Origin of the sequence: Marinobacter sp. LV10R520-4, from assembly GCF_002563815.1 — a bacterium.
GTDB lineage: Bacteria > Pseudomonadota > Gammaproteobacteria > Pseudomonadales > Oleiphilaceae > Marinobacter.
The window spans coordinates 4,327,939-4,346,337 of the sequence record NZ_PDJM01000001.1 but is presented as its reverse complement, the minus strand read 5'-3'; the positions used below and the strand labels follow the sequence as shown (position 1 = coordinate 4,346,337).

At 56.8% G+C, this 18,399-nt stretch carries 19 protein-coding genes; 10 read left to right on the top strand and 9 right to left on the bottom strand.

The features are described 5' to 3' along the window. Positions 1 to 178 precede the first annotated feature (178 nt). Positions 179 to 538 carry an ATP-dependent Clp protease adapter ClpS gene (gene clpS / locus ATG98_RS21030; RefSeq protein ID WP_098421680.1) on the top strand — a complete coding sequence of 120 codons (360 nt, stop codon included), beginning with the start codon at positions 179 to 181 and terminating at the stop codon, positions 536 to 538. A gap of 18 nt (positions 539 to 556) precedes the next feature. After that, complete coding sequence (gene clpA / locus ATG98_RS21025; RefSeq protein ID WP_098418879.1) at positions 557 to 2,824, top strand: ATP-dependent Clp protease ATP-binding subunit ClpA; 2,268 nt, start codon at positions 557 to 559, stop codon at positions 2,822 to 2,824. 75 nt (positions 2,825 to 2,899) lie between these two features. Here clpA and infA read toward each other — a convergent pair whose 3' ends face one another. From infA to ATG98_RS20985, 8 genes are all read right to left on the bottom strand, one after another. Next, entirely contained in the window at positions 2,900 to 3,118 is a 219-nt protein-coding gene (gene infA, locus ATG98_RS21020; RefSeq protein ID WP_007350942.1) for a translation initiation factor IF-1, read from the bottom strand. Positions 3,119 to 3,199: 81 nt separating this feature from the next. Next, positions 3,200 to 3,913, bottom strand: a complete 714-nt coding sequence (locus ATG98_RS21015; protein WP_098424301.1) for an arginyltransferase — start codon at positions 3,911 to 3,913, stop codon at positions 3,200 to 3,202. Next, positions 3,910 to 4,626, bottom strand: coding sequence for a leucyl/phenylalanyl-tRNA--protein transferase (gene aat, locus ATG98_RS21010; protein ID WP_098418877.1), 717 nt, complete (start codon positions 4,624 to 4,626; stop codon positions 3,910 to 3,912). The genes ATG98_RS21015 and aat overlap by 4 nt, the downstream gene beginning before the upstream one ends. Positions 4,627 to 4,645: 19 nt before the next feature. Further along, on the bottom strand, positions 4,646 to 5,599 hold the full coding sequence (trxB, locus tag ATG98_RS21005) for a thioredoxin-disulfide reductase (RefSeq protein ID WP_098418876.1): 954 nt from the start codon (positions 5,597 to 5,599) through the stop codon (positions 4,646 to 4,648). Positions 5,600 to 5,813: 214 nt separating this feature from the next. Next, positions 5,814 to 6,728 carry an AAA family ATPase gene (locus tag ATG98_RS21000; RefSeq protein ID WP_098418875.1) on the bottom strand — a complete coding sequence of 305 codons (915 nt, stop codon included), beginning with the start codon at positions 6,726 to 6,728 and terminating at the stop codon, positions 5,814 to 5,816. Positions 6,729 to 6,812: 84 nt separating this feature from the next. Next, positions 6,813 to 7,862: an agmatine deiminase family protein gene (locus tag ATG98_RS20995; protein WP_098418874.1), complete on the bottom strand. Its 1,050-nt coding sequence runs from the start codon at positions 7,860 to 7,862 to the stop codon at positions 6,813 to 6,815. Between the two features lie 101 nt (positions 7,863 to 7,963). Then, positions 7,964 to 8,278, bottom strand: a complete 315-nt coding sequence (locus tag ATG98_RS20990; protein ID WP_098424300.1) for a hypothetical protein — start codon at positions 8,276 to 8,278, stop codon at positions 7,964 to 7,966. Positions 8,279 to 8,318: 40 nt separating this feature from the next. Beyond that, positions 8,319 to 8,945: a PilZ domain-containing protein gene (locus ATG98_RS20985; RefSeq protein WP_098418872.1), complete on the bottom strand. Its 627-nt coding sequence runs from the start codon at positions 8,943 to 8,945 to the stop codon at positions 8,319 to 8,321. A 119-nt stretch (positions 8,946 to 9,064) separates the two neighbouring features. On the opposite strand from ATG98_RS20985, the gene ATG98_RS20980 reads away from it, so the two are divergent. Beyond that, complete coding sequence (locus ATG98_RS20980) at positions 9,065 to 10,306, top strand: lipoprotein-releasing ABC transporter permease subunit (protein WP_098418871.1); 1,242 nt, start codon at positions 9,065 to 9,067, stop codon at positions 10,304 to 10,306. Between the two features lie 9 nt (positions 10,307 to 10,315). Next, positions 10,316 to 11,032 carry an ABC transporter ATP-binding protein gene (locus ATG98_RS20975; protein WP_098418870.1) on the top strand — a complete coding sequence of 239 codons (717 nt, stop codon included), beginning with the start codon at positions 10,316 to 10,318 and terminating at the stop codon, positions 11,030 to 11,032. Here the strand turns inward: ATG98_RS20975 and ATG98_RS20970 are convergent. Then, positions 11,029 to 11,547 carry a DUF2062 domain-containing protein gene (locus tag ATG98_RS20970; RefSeq protein WP_179888240.1) on the bottom strand — a complete coding sequence of 173 codons (519 nt, stop codon included), beginning with the start codon at positions 11,545 to 11,547 and terminating at the stop codon, positions 11,029 to 11,031. The genes ATG98_RS20975 and ATG98_RS20970 overlap by 4 nt on opposite strands. Before the next feature lie 79 nt (positions 11,548 to 11,626). Here ATG98_RS20970 and ATG98_RS20965 point away from each other — a divergent pair, with 79 nt between their 5' ends. From ATG98_RS20965 to ATG98_RS20940, 6 genes are all read left to right on the top strand, one after another. Then, positions 11,627 to 14,131 carry a DNA internalization-related competence protein ComEC/Rec2 gene (locus tag ATG98_RS20965; protein WP_098424299.1) on the top strand — a complete coding sequence of 835 codons (2,505 nt, stop codon included), beginning with the start codon at positions 11,627 to 11,629 and terminating at the stop codon, positions 14,129 to 14,131. A gap of 68 nt (positions 14,132 to 14,199) precedes the next feature. Further along, positions 14,200 to 14,826 (top strand): MotA/TolQ/ExbB proton channel family protein, encoded by a 627-nt coding sequence (locus ATG98_RS20960; protein WP_098424298.1) that lies wholly within the window; start codon positions 14,200 to 14,202, stop codon positions 14,824 to 14,826. 5 nt (positions 14,827 to 14,831) lie between these two features. After that, positions 14,832 to 15,257, top strand: coding sequence for an ExbD/TolR family protein (locus ATG98_RS20955; RefSeq protein ID WP_098424297.1), 426 nt, complete (start codon positions 14,832 to 14,834; stop codon positions 15,255 to 15,257). Positions 15,258 to 15,364: 107 nt separating this feature from the next. Beyond that, positions 15,365 to 17,104, top strand: coding sequence for a lipid A export permease/ATP-binding protein MsbA (msbA, locus tag ATG98_RS20950; protein ID WP_098424296.1), 1,740 nt, complete (start codon positions 15,365 to 15,367; stop codon positions 17,102 to 17,104). A 16-nt stretch (positions 17,105 to 17,120) separates the two neighbouring features. After that, the gene (gene lpxK / locus ATG98_RS20945; RefSeq protein WP_098424295.1) at positions 17,121 to 18,206 is read left to right on the top strand and encodes a tetraacyldisaccharide 4'-kinase; all 1,086 of its coding nucleotides are present in this window, start codon (positions 17,121 to 17,123) and stop codon (positions 18,204 to 18,206) included. Then, positions 18,199 to 18,387, top strand: a complete 189-nt coding sequence (locus ATG98_RS20940; protein ID WP_098418864.1) for a Trm112 family protein — start codon at positions 18,199 to 18,201, stop codon at positions 18,385 to 18,387. The genes lpxK and ATG98_RS20940 overlap by 8 nt, the downstream gene beginning before the upstream one ends. The last annotated feature ends 12 nt before the right edge of the window (positions 18,388 to 18,399 follow it).

Sequence of the window (18,399 nt, the reverse complement as noted above, 5' to 3'; positions counted from 1 at the left end):
TGAGTGGTTGAAGGCAGTCCGGAACCGGTATCATGTGCGTACTTATAGAAGCCAAGGCCGCGGCCCGGTGTTCCATGTGGGGGATATACTTCATCTACACGGAACACCAGCCTGCTTGAAAAAGCGGGGGACCACACCCACATTACTAGTAAGGCACCGGCAAATTCGGTAAAGAATGATGCGAATGATTGAAAATTCTCAACTAATATGGAATCAGGGAGATGAAAGTGAGCCGGGTCGCCACGACCAGCTCAGTGTGGCGCCGGAAAAGCCAGCCCTGAAGCGGCCTGCGCAGTTCCGGGTGATTCTTTTAAACGACGACTACACTCCTATGGATTTCGTGGTGGAGGTGTTAACGACTTTCTTCGGAATGAACGAAGAAAAGGCAACACAGGTGATGCTTCTCGTCCATACGCAAGGCAAAGCCGTATGTGGTGTGTATTCCCGGGATATCGCAGAAACCAAAGCAGCCCAGGTGAATCAGTATTCGTCAGAATGTGATCACCCGCTGTTGTGCGAAATTGAACGTGCAGATTGATAGCTTTTGGAGTAGCCCATGCTGAGCAAAGATCTTGAACTTACATTGAATTCGGCCTTCAAGAATGCCCGTGACAAACGTCACGAATTCATGACAGTAGAGCATTTGCTGTTGGCCCTTTTGGACAACGATTCGGCAGTGGGAGTTCTGAAAGCGTGCGGCGCAGAGTTAGGCCTGCTAGAACAGGAACTGCTTGAATTTGTTGACTCTACAACGCCACTCATTCCGGATTCTGACGGCGATCGAGAAACCCAGCCAACCTTGGGCTTTCAACGTGTGCTGCAGCGTGCGGTTTTCCACGTGCAGTCGTCTGGCAAAAAAGAGGTAACCGGCGCCAACGTGCTGGTGGCGATCTTTAGTGAGCAGGAAAGCCAGGCGGTTTACCTGCTGAAAAAGCAGAACGTAGCGCGCATTGACGTGGTAAATTTTGTGTCTCACGGCATTTCCCGAGTTCAGGGTGCCGAGGATCAGGAAGGCCGCGAGGCTGCCCAAGAGGAGAGCGGCGAAGAAGCGACGCAGTCCACACCCCTGGAAAATTACACCACCAACCTGAATGAACAGGCCCGCCTGGGCCGTATCGATCCGCTAATCGGTCGCGAGCACGAAGTCGAGCGTGTGGTGCAGATTCTGGTGCGCCGCCGCAAAAACAATCCCCTGTTGGTCGGCGAGGCCGGCGTTGGTAAAACCGCCATTGCCGAAGGGCTGGCCAAGCGCATTGTGGATGCTCAGGTCCCGCAAGTGATTGCCGATGCGGTGGTGTACTCGCTGGATCTCGGAGCGCTGCTGGCGGGTACCAAGTACCGCGGTGATTTTGAAAAGCGTTTGAAAGGTCTGCTGTCGGATCTGAAAAAGCAGGAACACGCTATTTTGTTTATCGATGAAATTCACACCATTATTGGCGCCGGCTCGGCGTCGGGTGGCGTGATGGACGCGTCGAACCTGCTCAAACCCATGCTCGGCTCGGGTGAGCTGCGCTGCATTGGTTCGACCACCTACCAGGAATTCCGCGGTATATTTGAAAAAGATGCTGCCCTGGCTCGCAGATTCCAGAAAATTGATGTCAACGAACCCAGCGTCGAAGACACTTATCTGATCCTGAAAGGTCTGAAACCAAATTTTGAGAAGCATCACGATTTAACCTACACCGATCAAGCCCTGCGGGTGGCCGCAGAGCTGTCTGAACGCTACATCAATGACAGGCACTTGCCTGACAAAGCCATAGACGTGATCGACGAGGCCGGCGCTCATCAGCGCTTGATGAGCGAAGACAAACGCAAAAAAGTGATCGATGTGGCAGAAATTGAGGAAGTCGTGGCCAATATTGCACGCATCCCACCCAAGAGCGTGTCCACCAGTGACAAAGATGTGCTGCGTAATATGGAGCGGGACCTTAAAATGGTGGTGTTCGGGCAAGACCCGGCCATCGCATCCCTGTCTACGGCCATCAAGCTGGCTCGCGCCGGGCTCAAATCACCGGAAAAACCGGAAGGTGCATTCCTGTTTGCCGGCCCCACCGGTGTCGGTAAAACCGAAGTCACCAAGCAGTTGGCCAAGGTGTTGGGTATCGAGCTGGTGCGCTTTGATATGTCCGAGTACATGGAGCGCCACACCGTGTCACGCCTGATTGGAGCCCCGCCGGGCTACGTCGGTTTTGACCAGGGCGGTCTGCTAACCGAAGCGGTGAACAAGCATCCGCACTGCGTACTGCTTCTGGATGAAATTGAAAAGGCTCACCCAGAGGTGTTTAACCTGCTGCTGCAGGTAATGGACCACGGCACGCTGACGGACAACAACGGTCGTAAAGCCGACTTCCGTCACGTAATCCTGGTGATGACGACCAACGCCGGTGCCGAAAGCATGGCCCGTCGCTCCATGGGCTTCAGTGAGCAAAATCACCGCAGCGATGGCATGGAAGTCATCAGCAAAACCTTTACGCCTGAATTCCGCAACCGTTTGGATGGCATTATTCAGTTTGCGGATCTGCAGCGCCAGACCATCACTCACGTGGTGGACAAGTTCCTCACCGAACTGCAGGCCCAGCTGGACGACAAGCACGTGGTGTTGCACGTAGACGAACCTTCCAAGCTGTGGCTAGCCGACAAGGGCTACGATGTGGCCATGGGTGCAAGGCCGATGTCACGGTTGATTCAGGACAAGATCAAGCGGCCCCTGGCCGAGCAGATCCTGTTTGGTCGACTGGCCGAGAAAGGCGGTGAAGTGTTTGTGCACCTCGAAAATGACGAACTGGTGTTCGAATACGAGCCGGAACCCGCAGAAGCGGTGTGACCATCGATTGAGTTTTAGTCCGGAAAAAAGAAAAGCCCGCAATTGCGGGCTTTTCTATGAATACGTGCTCAAAAATCAACGCGCGCGATAAACGATGCGGCCTTTGCTCAGGTCGTATGGCGTCAGTTCCACTTTGACTTTATCGCCGGTCAGGATGCGGATGTAGTTCTTGCGCATCTTTCCAGAGATGTGTGCGGTCACAACGTGGCCGTTGCTCAGCTCAACACGGAACATGGTGTTTGGTAGCGTATCGATAATAACGCCTTCCATTTCAATGACATCTGTCTTCGCCATTCAGTAAAAACCTCGTTTTGGAATACTTTCCGTAATTTTAAATTGCGTAATACTGCCTGATTTCGAGCCGTTTAGCAAAAGTCAGTTGCTATCGAGCGCTTGCCAGCGGTTATCCGTGAACTGCTCGATGGGTTTGAAGCGGCTTTTGTAGTTCATTTTGCGACATTCCAGAATCCAGTACCCCAGATACACATGGCTGAGCTGCTGGCGCCGGGCCTCTTCAATTTGCCAGAGTACCGCGAAGGTGCCCAGGCTGCGATGATCCATGTCCGGTTCAAACACGGTATAGATAGCCGACAGGCCGTCGTCCAGACGGTCAACCGCCGCCAACCCGATAAGCTCGCCATGCAGGGTCATTTCCAGAAACCAGGAATCGGTCTGGCCTTCCACCAGAAACGCCATGAACTGCTCTCGTGATGGCGGGTACATGTCGCCGTCTTTGTGGCGCAGCTCAATGTAGCGGGCATAAAGCCGATACCATTGCTCCGTATAGGCGGCTGGCACCAGCGCGCAGGCTACATCAGCGTTTTTTTTCCAGACCCGGCGTTGGTTGCGGTCGGGGATAAACTCTGCCACGGGTACCCTGACAGGAATACAGGCCTGGCAGTTTTCACAGTGGGGGCGGTAATAGTGTGAGCCGCTGCGGCGAAAGCCAAGAGCCGTCAGCTGGCTGTAAAGCGTGCGGTTAACCTCTGCTTTAGGATCTACAAACATGGTGGTGGATTGGCGACCTAGCAGATAGCTGCAGTCGTGAGCGGGCGTTGCAAAGAACACCAGTGTTGTCAAATTGCTCATTCACCCTCCGAGCCTGGCCAACGCCATTGAAACTGCCAGTCTGCCACTGCCGGTGGTTGTTTTGTATAGCGGCCGAGCAGGGCCAGAAACTCCGTTCGCGGTAGTGTTTGTGCGCCCATGCTCAACAGGTGATCGCTGGCTATCTGGCAGTCAATAATCCGGTATCCCCACTGCCGCAGCTGGTTGGCAAGGTGCACCATTAATACCTTGGACGCGTTGGTTTCCAGCGAGAACATAGACTCGCCAAAAAAACAGCTGCCCAGCGCTATGCCATACATGCCGCCCGCCAATTCGCCGTGCGGGTTCCAGGCTTCAATAGAGTGGGCAATGCCCTCCCGATGCAGCTTGTTGTAGGCCTGAAGCATGTTTTCGGTAATCCAGGTGCCCTCGGCACGGGTAGATCCACACAGGCGCATAATCCGGCTGAAGGCCCGGTCTGCGGTTATCGTGAAATAACCTTTGTTGAGGCTGCGGCGCAGGCTGCGGGAAATGTGGATATTTTCCGGAAAAATGACGCAGCGCGGATCGGGTGACCACCAGAGTATGGGCTGGTCGTCGCTGTACCAGGGAAAAATACCGTTTTCATAGGCCAGCATCAGGCGCTTGCTGCTCAAATCGCCGCCGGCAGCCAGCAGGCCGTCGGGTTCCGCCAGCGCGCTTTCCGGCGGGGGGAACCACAGCACATGTTCAGGCAACCAGGGCAGAGACGTCATAGTGTATTCGCTGTTCAGCTCAGCTTTGTAGGTCCAGATAACGTTCGGCGTCCAACGCTGCCATACAGCCAAAACCGGACGAGGTTACCGCCTGGCGATACACATGATCGGCAACGTCACCGGCCGCAAACACGCCGGGCACGCTTGTCTGGGTCGCCATGCCGTCCAACCCGGAGCGGATGTGCAAATAGCCATTGGTCATTTCCAGCTGACCCTCGAACAGGCTGGTGTTGGGTTTATGGCCAATAGCGATAAACACACCGGAAAGCTCCATGTCCTGCTTGGAGTCGTCTTTCATGCTGCGGATGCGCATACCGGTTACGCCGGTGCCATCACCCAGCACTTCGTCCAGGGTATGATCCCAGATGATCCGGACATTGCCGTTGGCAGCTTTTTCAAACAATTTGTCCTGCAGAATTTTTTCTGCGCGCAAGCTGTCGCGGCGATGCACCAGCGTCACTTCGGCGGCGATGTTGGACAGGTACAGGGCTTCTTCAACGGCGGTGTTGCCGCCGCCGATAACCGCTACCTTCTGGTTGCGATAGAAAAAGCCGTCACAGGTTGCACAGGCCGACACACCCTGGCCCTTGAATTTCTCTTCCGACTCAAGCCCCAGGTACATGGCTGAGGCGCCGGTAGAAATGATCAGCGCATCGCAGGTGTGCTCCCCGCTGTCGCCCTTCAAGCGAAACGGACGCTGGTTCAAATCAACTTCATTTACCGTGTCATAAATGATTTTAGTTTCAAAGCGTTCCGCATGTTTCAACATGCGTTGCATTAACTCTGGTCCCTGCACGCCGTCGTTGTCACCGGGCCAGTTATCGACGTCTGTGGTGGTGGTCAACTGGCCACCCACTTCAATACCGGTGATCAATGTCGGCTTCAGGTTGGCGCGGGCTGCGTAAACGGCAGCGGTATAGCCGGCAGGGCCGGAACCCAGAATAATCAGGCGGGAGTGTGTGCTGGTGCTCATGCTGTTCTCACTTGATACGCGTGTGGTCATTGTGCCCGCAGCCCGTTATGGCAGCGGCACGAAATTTAAAAAGTTTAAAAAGCTTAGAAAGCTTAGAAAGTTCAGTAGGAAGAGTTAAAGGCTATCATGAATAGCCGGTGCGCTTGCCAGTTGTTTTGGCCAATTCTGCCGATACGCCCGCTCTATGGGTTCAGTCGCCAGGCACCCATTAGATTCAGTCGCCAAGCACCGATACGCCGGCCAGCAAGCGTTGCACCCGCTCCCGGCTTTTGCCGCTTTCGCCCTGTTCCAGACGGTGCTCTGCCACCGCCGCAAACACTGCCTGTACGTCGTCTGGCAGCACGTAATCACGGCCCTGCATAAACGCCCAGGCTTTGGCTGCGCGCAGCAGGCCCAAACCGGCGCGCGGCGACAGGCCGTAAAGCAGGCCCGGAATGTTGCGGCTGGCTTCCAGCAGGCGCTGTACGTAATCCAGCAGCGCGGGGCTGGTGTTTACCTGCAGCACTGTTTGTTGAATGTGTTTCAGCTGCTTTTCAGCTAACAGAGTGGGCAGGCGCTTGGTCAGGCTGCGGCGGTCTTCGCCTTCCAGTAACTGACGTTCTGCCTGGGGGTCAGGGTAGCCCAGGTGCAAACGCATCAAAAACCGGTCGAGTTGGCTCTCTGGCAGCGCGAATGTACCACCTTGCTCGATGGGGTTTTGGGTGGCAATCACAAAAAACGGCTGGGGAAGGGGCCGGGTCTCACCTTCAATCGACACCTGCCGTTCTTCCATTGCCTCCAGTAGAGCGCTCTGGGTACGGGGTGAGGCGCGATTGATTTCGTCGGCCAGGATCAACTGGGCGAAAATTGGCCCCGGATGAAAAACCAGGCTGCCGGCGGCCTTATCATAAATTGAATAGCCCAGTACGTCCGCCGGCAACAAATCATTAGTAAATTGAATGCGTTGATAGCGCAGCCCCATTATGTGCGCCAGAGCGTGGGCAAGCGTGGTTTTACCCATGCCGGGAATGTCTTCAATCAGCAAATGGCCGCCGGCGAACAAGCTGCAAAGCGCCAGGCGAACCTGCTGGTCTTTGCCCAGCAGAATACCATTGAGTTCATGGACGATATGATTTATCGATTTGTTCATATTCTGATCAATCTTTTACCTGTTTTAAATGTCTGCGTAGCAGGCAATACGCCGGCCGCTCAGGAAAGAACAGGTGCGGCGCTATTAGGTCATCACGCCCGCCGGCAATTGCATCGTCACGCAGTGCAGGCTGCCACCTTGCTGAAGCAGCGGCCGACAGGGTATAGCGATGATTTCACGGCTGGGGAACAGGCTCTGCAGTGTGGCGATCGCTGCCGCATCCTGGGGCACATCGTATACCGGCAGCAATACCGCGCCGTTGATGATCAGAAAGTTGGCGTAAGTGGCCGGCAGGCGCTGGCCGTTTTCGTTATAAATAGCATCGGGCCATGGCAGAGGTGTTAGCCGGTAGGGCTCACCATTGGCTTGGCGGAATTCGCGCAGGCCTTCGGCCATGGCGTTAAGGGCGCCATAATGCTCGTCGTTTTCATCAGGGCAGGCGACATAGCAGATGTGGTCGGGTGCACAAAACCGTGCCAGGGTGTCTATGTGGCTGTCGGTATCGTCGCCGGCCAGGTAACCGTGATTAAGCCAGAGCACCCGGCGAATGCCCAGTAACTGGCTAAAAAGCTGCTCCATGCCGCTGCGGCTGTAATCGGGATTGCGGCTGGGACTTAGCAGGCATTCGCTGGTGGTCAGCAGAGTGCCTTCGCCATCGGTGTCGATGGCGCCGCCTTCCAGAATGAAGTCGACACTCTTCAGGGTGCTGCCGTCAAACGCGCCGGCCCTGAGCAGCCTGTTGTTCAGGGCGTTGTCTTTGCCCCACGGAAATTTATTGCCCCAGGCGTTAAAACTGAAATCAATCAGCCTGGAACCTTGGTACGTGAGCACCGTTAGAGGGCCGTGGTCCCGCGCCCAGCTATCGTCTGACGGCACAACCAGAACCAGCGCGCGGAATGCCACTCCAGCGGTTTCTGCATACTGATTTAGGTGTTCCTGCAGTCGCTGCGCCTGTTCTGGGTCTTCGCAGCTGATCAGTAGGGATTCGAAGCGCAAAACCGCGTGCGCAATGGCCATGAATACCGGCTCTGTCTGTGCCAGATTGCTGGCCCAAGCGGTTTTCCGGTGGGGCCAGGTCAGCATCACCGCACTCTGCGGCGCCCACTCTGCGGGCAATAACGGCTTCGAGTTCACTGGGCCAGTACCTTTACCTGTTGAAAAAAACCATTCTAACGGACAGCCGCCGGCACGTCAGGATCTACTGGCAAAACTTTTCGGCCTTTTCTGTGTCTGTGTCAGGGCGTGCGCTTCATAACCGCGCGGATAATCCGCTCGCTCTCGAAATACACCACAAAAGCGGGATAGTGCCACTGGCTGATGGGAGGCTGGCCTACCGGGCCGCCGGTTGACCCGGGTGAGCCCCAGCGCTCGCGCACGCGCTCGGCTTTCATGCCGGTCTGTGGCAGTGACATGACATCGCGGTCGCCCTGCTGGCCGAGCGGAATAATCAATTCCTGAGCACTGGCAGACATCACCGACAGGGTCGTCGCCAGAGAGGCAGATAACAGGCCTGCTCGCAACAAAGGGCGCCAAAAGTGATAGGTCTTCATGATCAGAATGACTCCTCAGCAGAAATGAATAAAACGTAATTTAGTCTGCGCTCTGGTCATTCGCCTCGGCAGTTCCGGTATTCGGTTGCTGGCGCTGGCGAATTTGCCAGCGCATGATGTGGCGCGCCAGCTGTTGACGGTCACTGTCTTCCAAGCGAACAAAGCGGATGCGAATCCGTGTGCCGTCGCGGTCTTTGGTGTTAACGCCGACTACTTCGCCAACGGCCCGGGGCTGGAGCAGTTCCGGCGGCAGAGTCAGGCGTATGGCAATATGGTCACCTACCTGCAAGCTGTCATCGTTGCTAATAAAGGCAACGCCACCCTCGCTGAGCGTGGTTTGGTGCCAATGCTCCGGTTGCAACGGATTTTGCTCAAAGGCCATAATGCGCGCCAGAATATCCAGCTTGGAGTTGAACGCTTTTAACAGGCTTTGCAACGCCCGGTCGCGCTCGCTTAAGCCGGCAAGTTGGGTTTTGATGTCATGGTCAAGACGTTGGAATTCTGCCTGTAAGCTGGTGAGCGGGGTATTTTCGAAGGCACTAAAATCGTCTTGGGTACTGGTGGGCAGTTTGTGCACCTCCAACCCAATCCGGTCGTTTATTCTAAAGTAATCCCGCCGTTCGCGTTGTTTCTTCGCATTGGCGCTGTCATCGTTGCACTGGGTCATTAGGACTCCGATACGGATGTTCGTTTGTAGGGTGAAGTTTAGCAGTTCCCGGCGCGGCATTAACACGACCGGGTTCAATCAATCACGAATTAGTCGCAGCCAGCAGCAGGCAAGGCTTTATGTTTAAACCTTTATCATTTTATATCGGCTTGCGCTATACCGCTGCCAAACGCCGCAATCACTTCATTTCATTTATCTCTCTGACCTCTATGATCGGCTTGATGCTGGGCGTTGCGGTGCTGATTATCGTGCTGTCAGTCATGAACGGTTTCGATCGCGAGCTGAAACAGCGAATTCTGGGTATGGTGCCCCACGCTATTATCGAGGGCGCCGGCCCGCTTGAAAACTGGGAAGCGGTAGACGCAGCAGTCGAGAAACACCCGCGAGTGTTGGCGGCGGCGCCGTTTATTCAGGGCCAGGCTATGGTCACCGGCGGCGGAGAGGTGCGCGGCGTGCTGTTAAACGGCATTTTGCCAGATCAGGAGCGAACCGTATCGATTATTGAAGACCACATGGAGCAGGGCAGCCTGGACGATCTGAAGTCTGGCGAATTCGGCATCATTATAGGGCGCTTTTTGGCGTCCAGCCTGCGTCTGCAGCTGGGTGACAAAATAACCGTGGTGCTGCCTGAAGTGTCGGTAACGCCGGCTGGCGTATTGCCGCGATTGAAGCGCTTTACTGTAAAGGGCGTGTTCAGCGTGGGAGCCGAACTAGACGGCAGTTATACTCTGATTCATATGGACGACGCCGCCAAGCTGATGCGTACAGACGGTAAAGCCCAAGGTATCCGCTTGCTGGTAGACGACCTGTTCGCCGCGCCGCGGGTGGCAGAGCAAGCGGCGCAGCTGCTTACCGGGCGCTATTACGTATCCGACTGGACCCGCACCCACGGCAATCTATTCCAGGCCATACGAATGGAAAAAACCATGATTGGCGTGTTGCTGATGTTCATTGTGGCGGTGGCGGCGTTCAATATTGTGTCCACTCTTGTCATGGTGGTTACCGACAAAACCGCAGACATTGCCATTTTACGCACCATGGGCGCGACTCCCGCGCGCATCATGCGCATTTTTATCGTGCAGGGCGCGGTCATCGGCATTTTCGGAACCTTGGTGGGCACTGTGCTTGGTATTCTGGGTGCGCTCAACATCAGCGGTTTCATCAGCTGGTTGGAGGGCGCACTGGGCCATCAGTTCCTCAGTGCCGATGTGTATTTTATCAGTTACTTGCCGTCCCAGCTGCTGTGGGAAGACGTCATGATCATCAGCGGTAGTGGCCTGGCCATGAGTCTGCTGGCCACTATTTACCCGGCCTGGCGTGCGTCTCGTATCGACCCGGCAGACGCGCTTAGATATGAATAGAGCCAACCTATGAGCAAAAGCATAAAAGACGTAACGGCTAACACCGCGAACTGGGTTATTGATTGCAATCAAGTGACCCGCACCTATAACCAGGGCCCGGAAAAGTTGACGATCTTTTCCGACATCTCGTTGCAAGTCACCGCCGGTGAAACCATTGCCATTGTGGGCAGTAGCGGCTCCGGAAAAACCACGCTGCTGAACTTGCTAGGCGGACTAGACCGCCCGTCAACGGGCCATATCGAAATTTGCGGTAAGGAAATTTACAAACTGTCGGAAGCCGCGCGGGCGCGCTTTCGCAATAAGCATCTTGGGTTTGTATACCAGTTTCACCATTTGTTGCCGGAGTTCTCCGCGCTTGAGAACGTGATGATGCCCTGCGTGCTGGGTGGTGTCAGCGTGGCGGTAGCGCGCAAGAAGGCCGCTGTTCTGCTTAACAGTGTGGGGTTGGGCGCACGTCTGGAGCACAAGCCGGGCGAACTGTCTGGCGGTGAGCGCCAGCGCGTGGCCATTGCCCGAGCCCTGGTGAACGAGCCCGACTGCGTTTTGATGGACGAACCCACCGGCAATCTTGACGAACACACCGGTGCCGGTGTGCGCGCATTGATCGAATCGCTGCGCGATCAGTTTGGTATGGCGTTTGTGATGGTGACCCACGATATGTCGATGGCACGAAGCCTGGGGCGGGTTATGCGGCTGGAGCAGGGGCGTTTGGTGCACGAGGGCTAGTCGCGGCGTTGCCCCCGGCGCAGACTCCAGTTGGCGCGGACTTGTCTGCGCCATAACAACTGAATGATCAAATAAGCGAAGCAGGCAGACACCGTAGCCACAACCAGCGAGCCCAGGTAAAGCGGTACGCCAATATCCAGCAGGCGTTCACTGACCCACGCCCGTGACGGCGAGAATTCAAATTCCAGCAGCGGCCGGCTCAGCATCCAGGCCCCCAGTTTGTAGTTGAAGTAAAAAATCAGGGGCATGGTAACCGGGTTGCTGATCCACACCAGCGCCACCGCCAGCGGCAGGTTGGCGTTGAGCCAGATCGCGAAAAGCGCCGATGCAAGCATCTGGAAAGGCATCGGAATAAAGCAGAACCACACGCCTACCAGAAACGCACGAGCCACACTGTGGCGGTTGATATGCCACAGATTGGGTTCCCGTACGATATCGCCCAGAAAATTCAGCGATTTCATTTGCCTCACCTTTTCCGGAGACGGCAAATAGCGTTTCATGAACTTCTTCGGCATAAGAAGTTGTTCTGCCTATAGACGTGTAAACGACCGGTGTTAGGGACAACGCCGATGCCATAATTCAGGAGGACAAGGAATGTCCGGCGATTTTTTCAGTGACGACTCAAACCGCCCGCTGTCTCGCAGCCCGCGAGGCCTTGTTGTCGAGCCTTTGCTAATTGCGTTCTGTTGCGGCGTTATCTTACTGTATCGGTTGTCGGTGTTGCCAGCGTGGCAATGGCTGTTTGCGGCTATGGCAGGTTGCGGCCTGCTGGCGCTTTTGCTTCCTCACCGCTGGGGTCGCATGGCTTTTATGCTGCTTGCGGTGCTGTTAGCGGGCACCGCCTGGGCTTCATGGCACGCCAGTCAGCGCTTGCATGAGCGCCTGCCGGCGGCATGGGAAAGGGTGCCGCTGGAGGTGTCCGGTTATGTCTGCAGTCTTCCCGCTCGGGGCAGTTTTGACAGTTTAAAGTTCGATTTCTGCCTAGTGGAAAACGCTTACCAGCGTAACGTGCAAGCGCCATTACCGGCGCACTCTTTACCCTCCCGCTTGCGGCTGGCCTGGTACGGCGACCATCCGGATCAGTTACCCGGTCACACTCTGAATATAACGGTTGTGCTTAAACGCCCCCACGGTGGCTTGAACCTGACCGGTTTCCGCTATGAAGACTGGCTGTTCCGTCACGGTTACCGCGCCACCGGAAGTGTGCGCACGGTGGTGCCGGATGCCAGTATTGAATGTGGCCTGCACTGCCGTTACCGCTACCAGCACCGCCGCCTGCTGAACTGGGTGACGGCGAAGTTTGGCGAAGCCAGGCATTTCCCGTTGTTGTCGTCTTTGCTGATTGGCTATCGCGGCGCCATGACCCCCGCCCATTGGGACACTCTGAAAGCCACCGGCACCATTCACCTGGTGGCGATTTCGGGCCTGCATCTGGGGCTGGTGGCTTTGGGTATTGGATGGGTAGCGCGCCGGTGTGCGTTGGGGGTGCCCGAATTCATGTTGTCTGAACGTGCCAGGCGGCGCCTGGTGTTTGGCGCGGTGATGGTCGGCTGCCTGGCCTACGCGTTAATGTCCGGCTTTACCGTGCCCACCCGGCGCGCGCTGTTAATGATCGGTGTACTGGGCTGGGCGCTATTGCAAGGCTGGCACATACCGCCCTGGCGCAGCCTGCTGCTGGCGCTGACAGTGGTGTTGATTGCCGATCCATTTTCGCCGCTGGACGCCGGCTTCTGGCTGTCGTTTTGTGCGGTGGCGGTGCTGATACTGGTGTTCTCTGGGCGTCTTGGCGTGGTTCAGGGCGTGCTGGCGCTGGTGCTGGCGCAGACTGCCATGTTCGCCGGATTATGGCCGGGGCTGCTGTTACTGGGCCAGAATCAGCCGCTGGCGGGGTTTGTGGCCAATCTGTTTGCCATTCCGTGGGTGTCGATGGTGGTTATGCCGCTGCTGTTGTGCGGCGCCTTGTTAGTGGCGCTTGTACCCGCCAGCAGCGTGTGGGTGACGCTGCTTCTGGACACCGTATTGGGGGTTTTATGGCAAGGATTGCAGTGGCTGGCGGGCTGGGGCAGCCCGACAATTCAACTGGGTGTTGGCGCGGCCATCGGGTTGGCAGCGGTTGTACTTCTGGCTTTGTGGTATCCGCAGCGGGGCTTTCGTCTTGCGCTGGCGGTGTTACTGGGGCTTTGGTTAGTGTCGCACTGGTGGGTTCAGGCGCCGGTTGATAATCGCCCCGTACCTTTGCCACAGGTGATCGTGTGGGATGTCGGCCAGGGTCTTTCGGTTCTGGTGCGCCATCAGCAGCAGGCATTGCTGTATGACACCGGCCCAGCCATTCCCGGTGTGTTCTCGGCGGTAGAGTCGGTGATACTTCCCAACCTTCGGGCGCTGGGGGTGCAGCGCTTGGATACGCTGGTGGTGAGCCATGCCGATGGCGACCACAGCGGCGGGCTGGAGCAGCTTGTCACCGAATTGCCGCTGGCGCGTTTGATCAGCGGTGAAGCGGGCGAAACAGCCGATCGCCTGGAGCAGGCAGGGCTGGCCAGAAACGTGGACGACTGCAAGCGGCAGACCCTGATGTTAGGGCGGCTGGAGCTGGACTTCTGGCGCTCAGGCCGCGCCAAAGAAGGTAACGGTGCCTCCTGCGTGCTGCGCATCCGTGACCCTGCTTCGGCGACCGAGTGGCTGCTCACCGGTGATATTACCGTCAGGGAGGAAGCCGAATACCTGAGCTATTTGAATGATCAGTCTGCACAAAAAACGCAAAGGGCGCACAAGGCCATTAACAGGGTGCTGCTGGCGCCCCATCACGGCAGCAAAACGTCGTCGTCCGACGCTCTGGTTCAGGCACTGTCGCCGGATACTGTCATTTACACCGCCGGCTACCGCCATCGCTACGGCCACCCGCACCCGCAGGTAACTCGCCGTTATGCATTGACGGGTAGCCATCAGATCAATACCGCGTGTGCCGGCGCGGTGGTTATGGAGGTAAAATCTGCCAGGCTGGTCATCCGCCAGGTGCAGCAGAATGCGCCATTCTGGATTGGCGGCCCGGGTCTGGCACGGGCGCAGTGTCTGGAACGGTTGCGCAAGGTCACACAATAGTCACTATGCTGAAAATGCTGACAGCTATGCTAAAGTAGCGCGGCTTGTAATTGATCAGGAGACAGAGCGTGTTCGAGCTTTTAAAAGCCGGTGGCATTTTGATGGTGCCCATACTGTTTTGTTCTGTGTTGGCATTGGCCATCATCTTTGAACGTTTCTGGAGTCTGCGTGACAGCCGGATTGCGCCGCCACAAGTGCTGAACGAGCTGTGGCGCTGGATCAAGAAAAAAGAGCTGAATGGCAAGCGTCTTAAAACCCTGCAGGCGTCGTCACCCATGGGGCGAGTGCTTGCCAGCGGTTTGCTGAACGCTAAACACGGCCGTGAGGTGATGAAAGAAAGCATCGAGCACGAAGCCAGTCAGGTGGTTCACCAGCTCGAGCGGTTTCTGAATCCACTGGGCACCGTTGCAACTATTACGCCATTGTTGGGCCTACTGGGCACGGTTATCGGCATGATCAAAGTGTTTGCGGAAATTCAGTTGGCCGGTGTGGGCAATGCCGGCAATCTGGCCGGCGGTATTTCAGAGGCTCTGATAACAACCGCCTCTGGCCTGAGTGTGGCCATTCCCGCGTTGATTGCCCATCGCTATTTTATCCGCCGGGTGGATGCCCTGGTGGTAAACATGGAGCAAGAGGCCATCAAGCTGGTGGAAGTGGTGCACGGCGATCGCGAAATTGACGTAGAAGGAGCCTGAACCCCGTGAAGTTCAAGCGCCAGCGCAGCCAGCACGTGGCTATGGACCTGACACCGCTGATCGACGTGGTGTTTTTGCTGTTGATTTTTTTTATGGTATCGACAACCTTCACCTGGGAAAGTCATCTTCAGGTGGAGTTGCCGCAAGCCAGCGGTAATCCGGCGCCGCCGGCAGAAGTCGAACAGATTGATGTGGTAATTAGCGCCGATGGCCAGTACCTGCTGAACGACAAACCGCTGGTCAACAATCGCCGCGAAACCCTGGAGAGGGGCATTCGGGAACTGGTCGACGCAGACACATCGTTGCCGTTCATTATTACCGCCGATGCCCGAACTCCCCACGAGTTTGTGGTGCGGGCGATGGATGCGGCCGGTCGCCTGGGTTTCGCCAAACTCAGCATTACCACCGAACGTGAGGCCCAATCCCAGTGAGTGCAGCAAGTTCCCCAGGCCCGACAATCCCAAAGAGTTCTCTAGGCCCAAATCCAGGCCAAAATCCAGGCCCAAAACCAGACGCAGAGCCGGAAAGGCCGGGTAAGATGTCAGAGGGCAGTTGGCATACCTATAAGCGCCTTCTACGCTATGTGAAACCCTTCTGGATAGCGTTTACCCTGGCGATCACCGGCAACGTTATCTATGCCGCCGCGTCTACCGGCATGGCGGCCGCCATGGAATACGTCATCAAGGCCATTGAAAACCCGACCGATCAAAATCGGCTGATTTTAACCTTGCTGATTGTCGGGGTGTTTGCGTTTCGTGGCCTGGGCACCTTCATGAGCCAGTATTTCATCAGCTACGTGGGACGTAACGTCATCAATGCCCTGCGCACCGATGTATTTGACCGCCTGCTCACCTTGCCGTCGCGCTACTTTGACGACAACGCGGCCGGCCGCCTGGTGTCGAAGCTGACCTTTAACGTAGAACAAGTGGCTGAAGCCGCAACCGACGCTATCACCATTACCTTTCGCGAGGGCCTTACCATTGTTGGGCTGCTGGGCTACATGCTTTACACCAACTGGAAACTCACGCTGGTCTTTCTGGCGGTAGGGCCGTTGATCGGAATGGTGGTCAGCTACGCCAGCAAGCGCTTCCGCAAAATCAGCAAACGCATTCAGGCCTCCATGGGCGACATTACCCACGTTGCATCGGAGTCCATCAGCGGTTATAGAGTGGTGCGCACCTTTGGCGGTGAGGATTTCGAACGCAAGCGTTTTCAGAAGGTCAGTGAAGGCAACCTGAAGCAAAGCCTGAAAATGTCATCTACCCAGGCCATCAGCGTGCCGGTGATTCAGGTTCTGGTGGCCATTGCGATCGCTGCGCTGGTATGGACCATGTTGTCGCCCACTATTCGCGGCGAAATGAGCACAGGTCAACTCGTCGCGTTTATTACTGCGGCAACAACTATGGCCAAGCCCATTCGCCAGGTAACCTCCGTGCACTCAAAAATCCAGAAGGGCCTGGCGGCAGCCTACGATGTGTTTGAAACCCTGGACGAACGCCCGGAGCCGGATTTCGGCGACTTTGCTCCGCAACGGGTTACAGGCGACATCGAATTTCGTGACGTGGGCTTCAGCTATCGCGACCAGCTCGATAAGGTATTAAACGATATTTCGCTGACGGTGCCTGCGGGGCAGAGCGTTGCTTTGGTTGGCCGCAGTGGCAGTGGCAAATCCACGCTAGTGAGCCTGCTGCCGCGGTTTTACGATTACACCCACGGCGAAATCCGCATTGATGGCCATTTGCTGGAAGACTTTACGCTGCAGGCTTTGCGAGCCCAGATAGCGTTGGTTACCCAGAGCGTGGTGCTGTTTAACGATACGATTGCCGCGAATATTGCCTACGGTGCATTGCGCGATTGCAGCCCCGAGGCCATCCGTGAGGCCGCCGGCAAAGCCCACGCTCTGGAATTCATCGACCGCATGCCCGAAGGTCTGGAGACCATGATTGGCGACAACGGCGTTATGCTGTCCGGCGGCCAGCGCCAGCGCCTGGCCATTGCCCGTGCGCTGCTAAAAGATGCCCCCATTCTGATTCTGGACGAAGCCACATCGGCGCTGGATACCGAATCTGAGCGCTACATCCAGAACGCCATGGAAACGGTGATGAAAGGCCGCACCACCCTGGTGATTGCGCACCGCCTGTCGACCATTGAAAACGCCGATCGCATATTGGTGATGGATAATGGCCGAATAGTGGAATCCGGCCGCCACCAGGAGTTGCTGGACCAGGGCGGCGCCTATGCCCAACTGCATCAGATGCAGTTCAGTGAGCACGCATGATCAGCGGTAAGCGGGTATGAGTTCGCTGGTAGACCGGCTGTGGTATAGCCGGAATCGCCCGCTGGGATTTCTGGCGCCATTGGCCTGGCTGTACCGGCGCATTGCCGCATCGCGCCGGCGCAAAGCGTTAAAAAACCGAGCACCGGCGCTAACGGCTCCGGTGGTGGTGGTGGGCAATATCACCGCCGGTGGCACCGGGAAATCGCCGCTGACGGCCTGGCTGGTAACGCAACTGCGCAACGCCGGCTGGCACCCGGTGATTCTGAGCCGTGGTTACGGTGGCAAGTCCGGGCAATACCCGCTTTTTGTGAATGCCGATAGCAACGCCCGCATCGCCGGTGACGAACCGGTCATGCTGGCACGGGCCACTGGCTGCCCGGTGGTGGTAGATCCGCAACGGCTGCGTGCAGCGCACTACGCCATTGATCAGAGATTGGGCGATGTTCTGGTGTGCGACGATGGCCTGCAGCATTACGCTCTGCCCCGTGACATAGAACTGGCCGTATTCGACGCCAGCCGGGGCTTGGGCAACGGCGCCAGCATTCCGGTGGGGCCACTGCGCGAGCCGGCAGAACGGCTGAACTCGGTGGATTATATTATCCTCAACGGCTCTACCGGAGCAGGCGCTCGCCGCCATAGCCAATTTGCCGGCGTGCAACACAGTGCCATTTACACCATGAATCTGAACCCTATGTACCTTCTGCACCTGGCTAGCGGAGCGCAGGTACCGCTGGCAAAGCTGGTGGGGCAAAACCTGCTGGCGGTGGCGGGTATCGGAAATCCGGCGCGTTTTTTTACCACCCTCAGTGCCTTGGGCGCACAGGTAAGGCCGCGGGCTTTTGCCGACCACCACCGCTTCAAGCCGAGCGACCTGAAAACCGACGCCGGGGAATGGCTGGTGATGACCGCCAAAGACGCGGTGAAATGCCAGGATTTTGCACCGGATAACGCTTACGCTCTGATGATTGAAGCCCAGCTGCCCGCCGAATTTGGCCGCCGGCTGCTAAGCCAGCTGGCCCGTTGGCGCCAGCAACACCCGATTAAAAGCAGCCCGCTGGCGGCTGCTTCCGTTGCAACAGAACGAGACCACCATCATGGATAAAAAACTGCTGGCGCTGCTGGCCTGCCCGGTGTGTAAAGGCGAGCTCAAGCTCAACGAGGAAAAAACCGAACTGCTGTGCTACCTGGACGCCATGGCGTTTCCCTTGCGCGAAGGTATTCCGGTGATGCTGGCTACCGAAGCCCGCACCCTGAGCACCGACGAACGCCTGCACAAAAGCTGAGCGAGGCGCTAT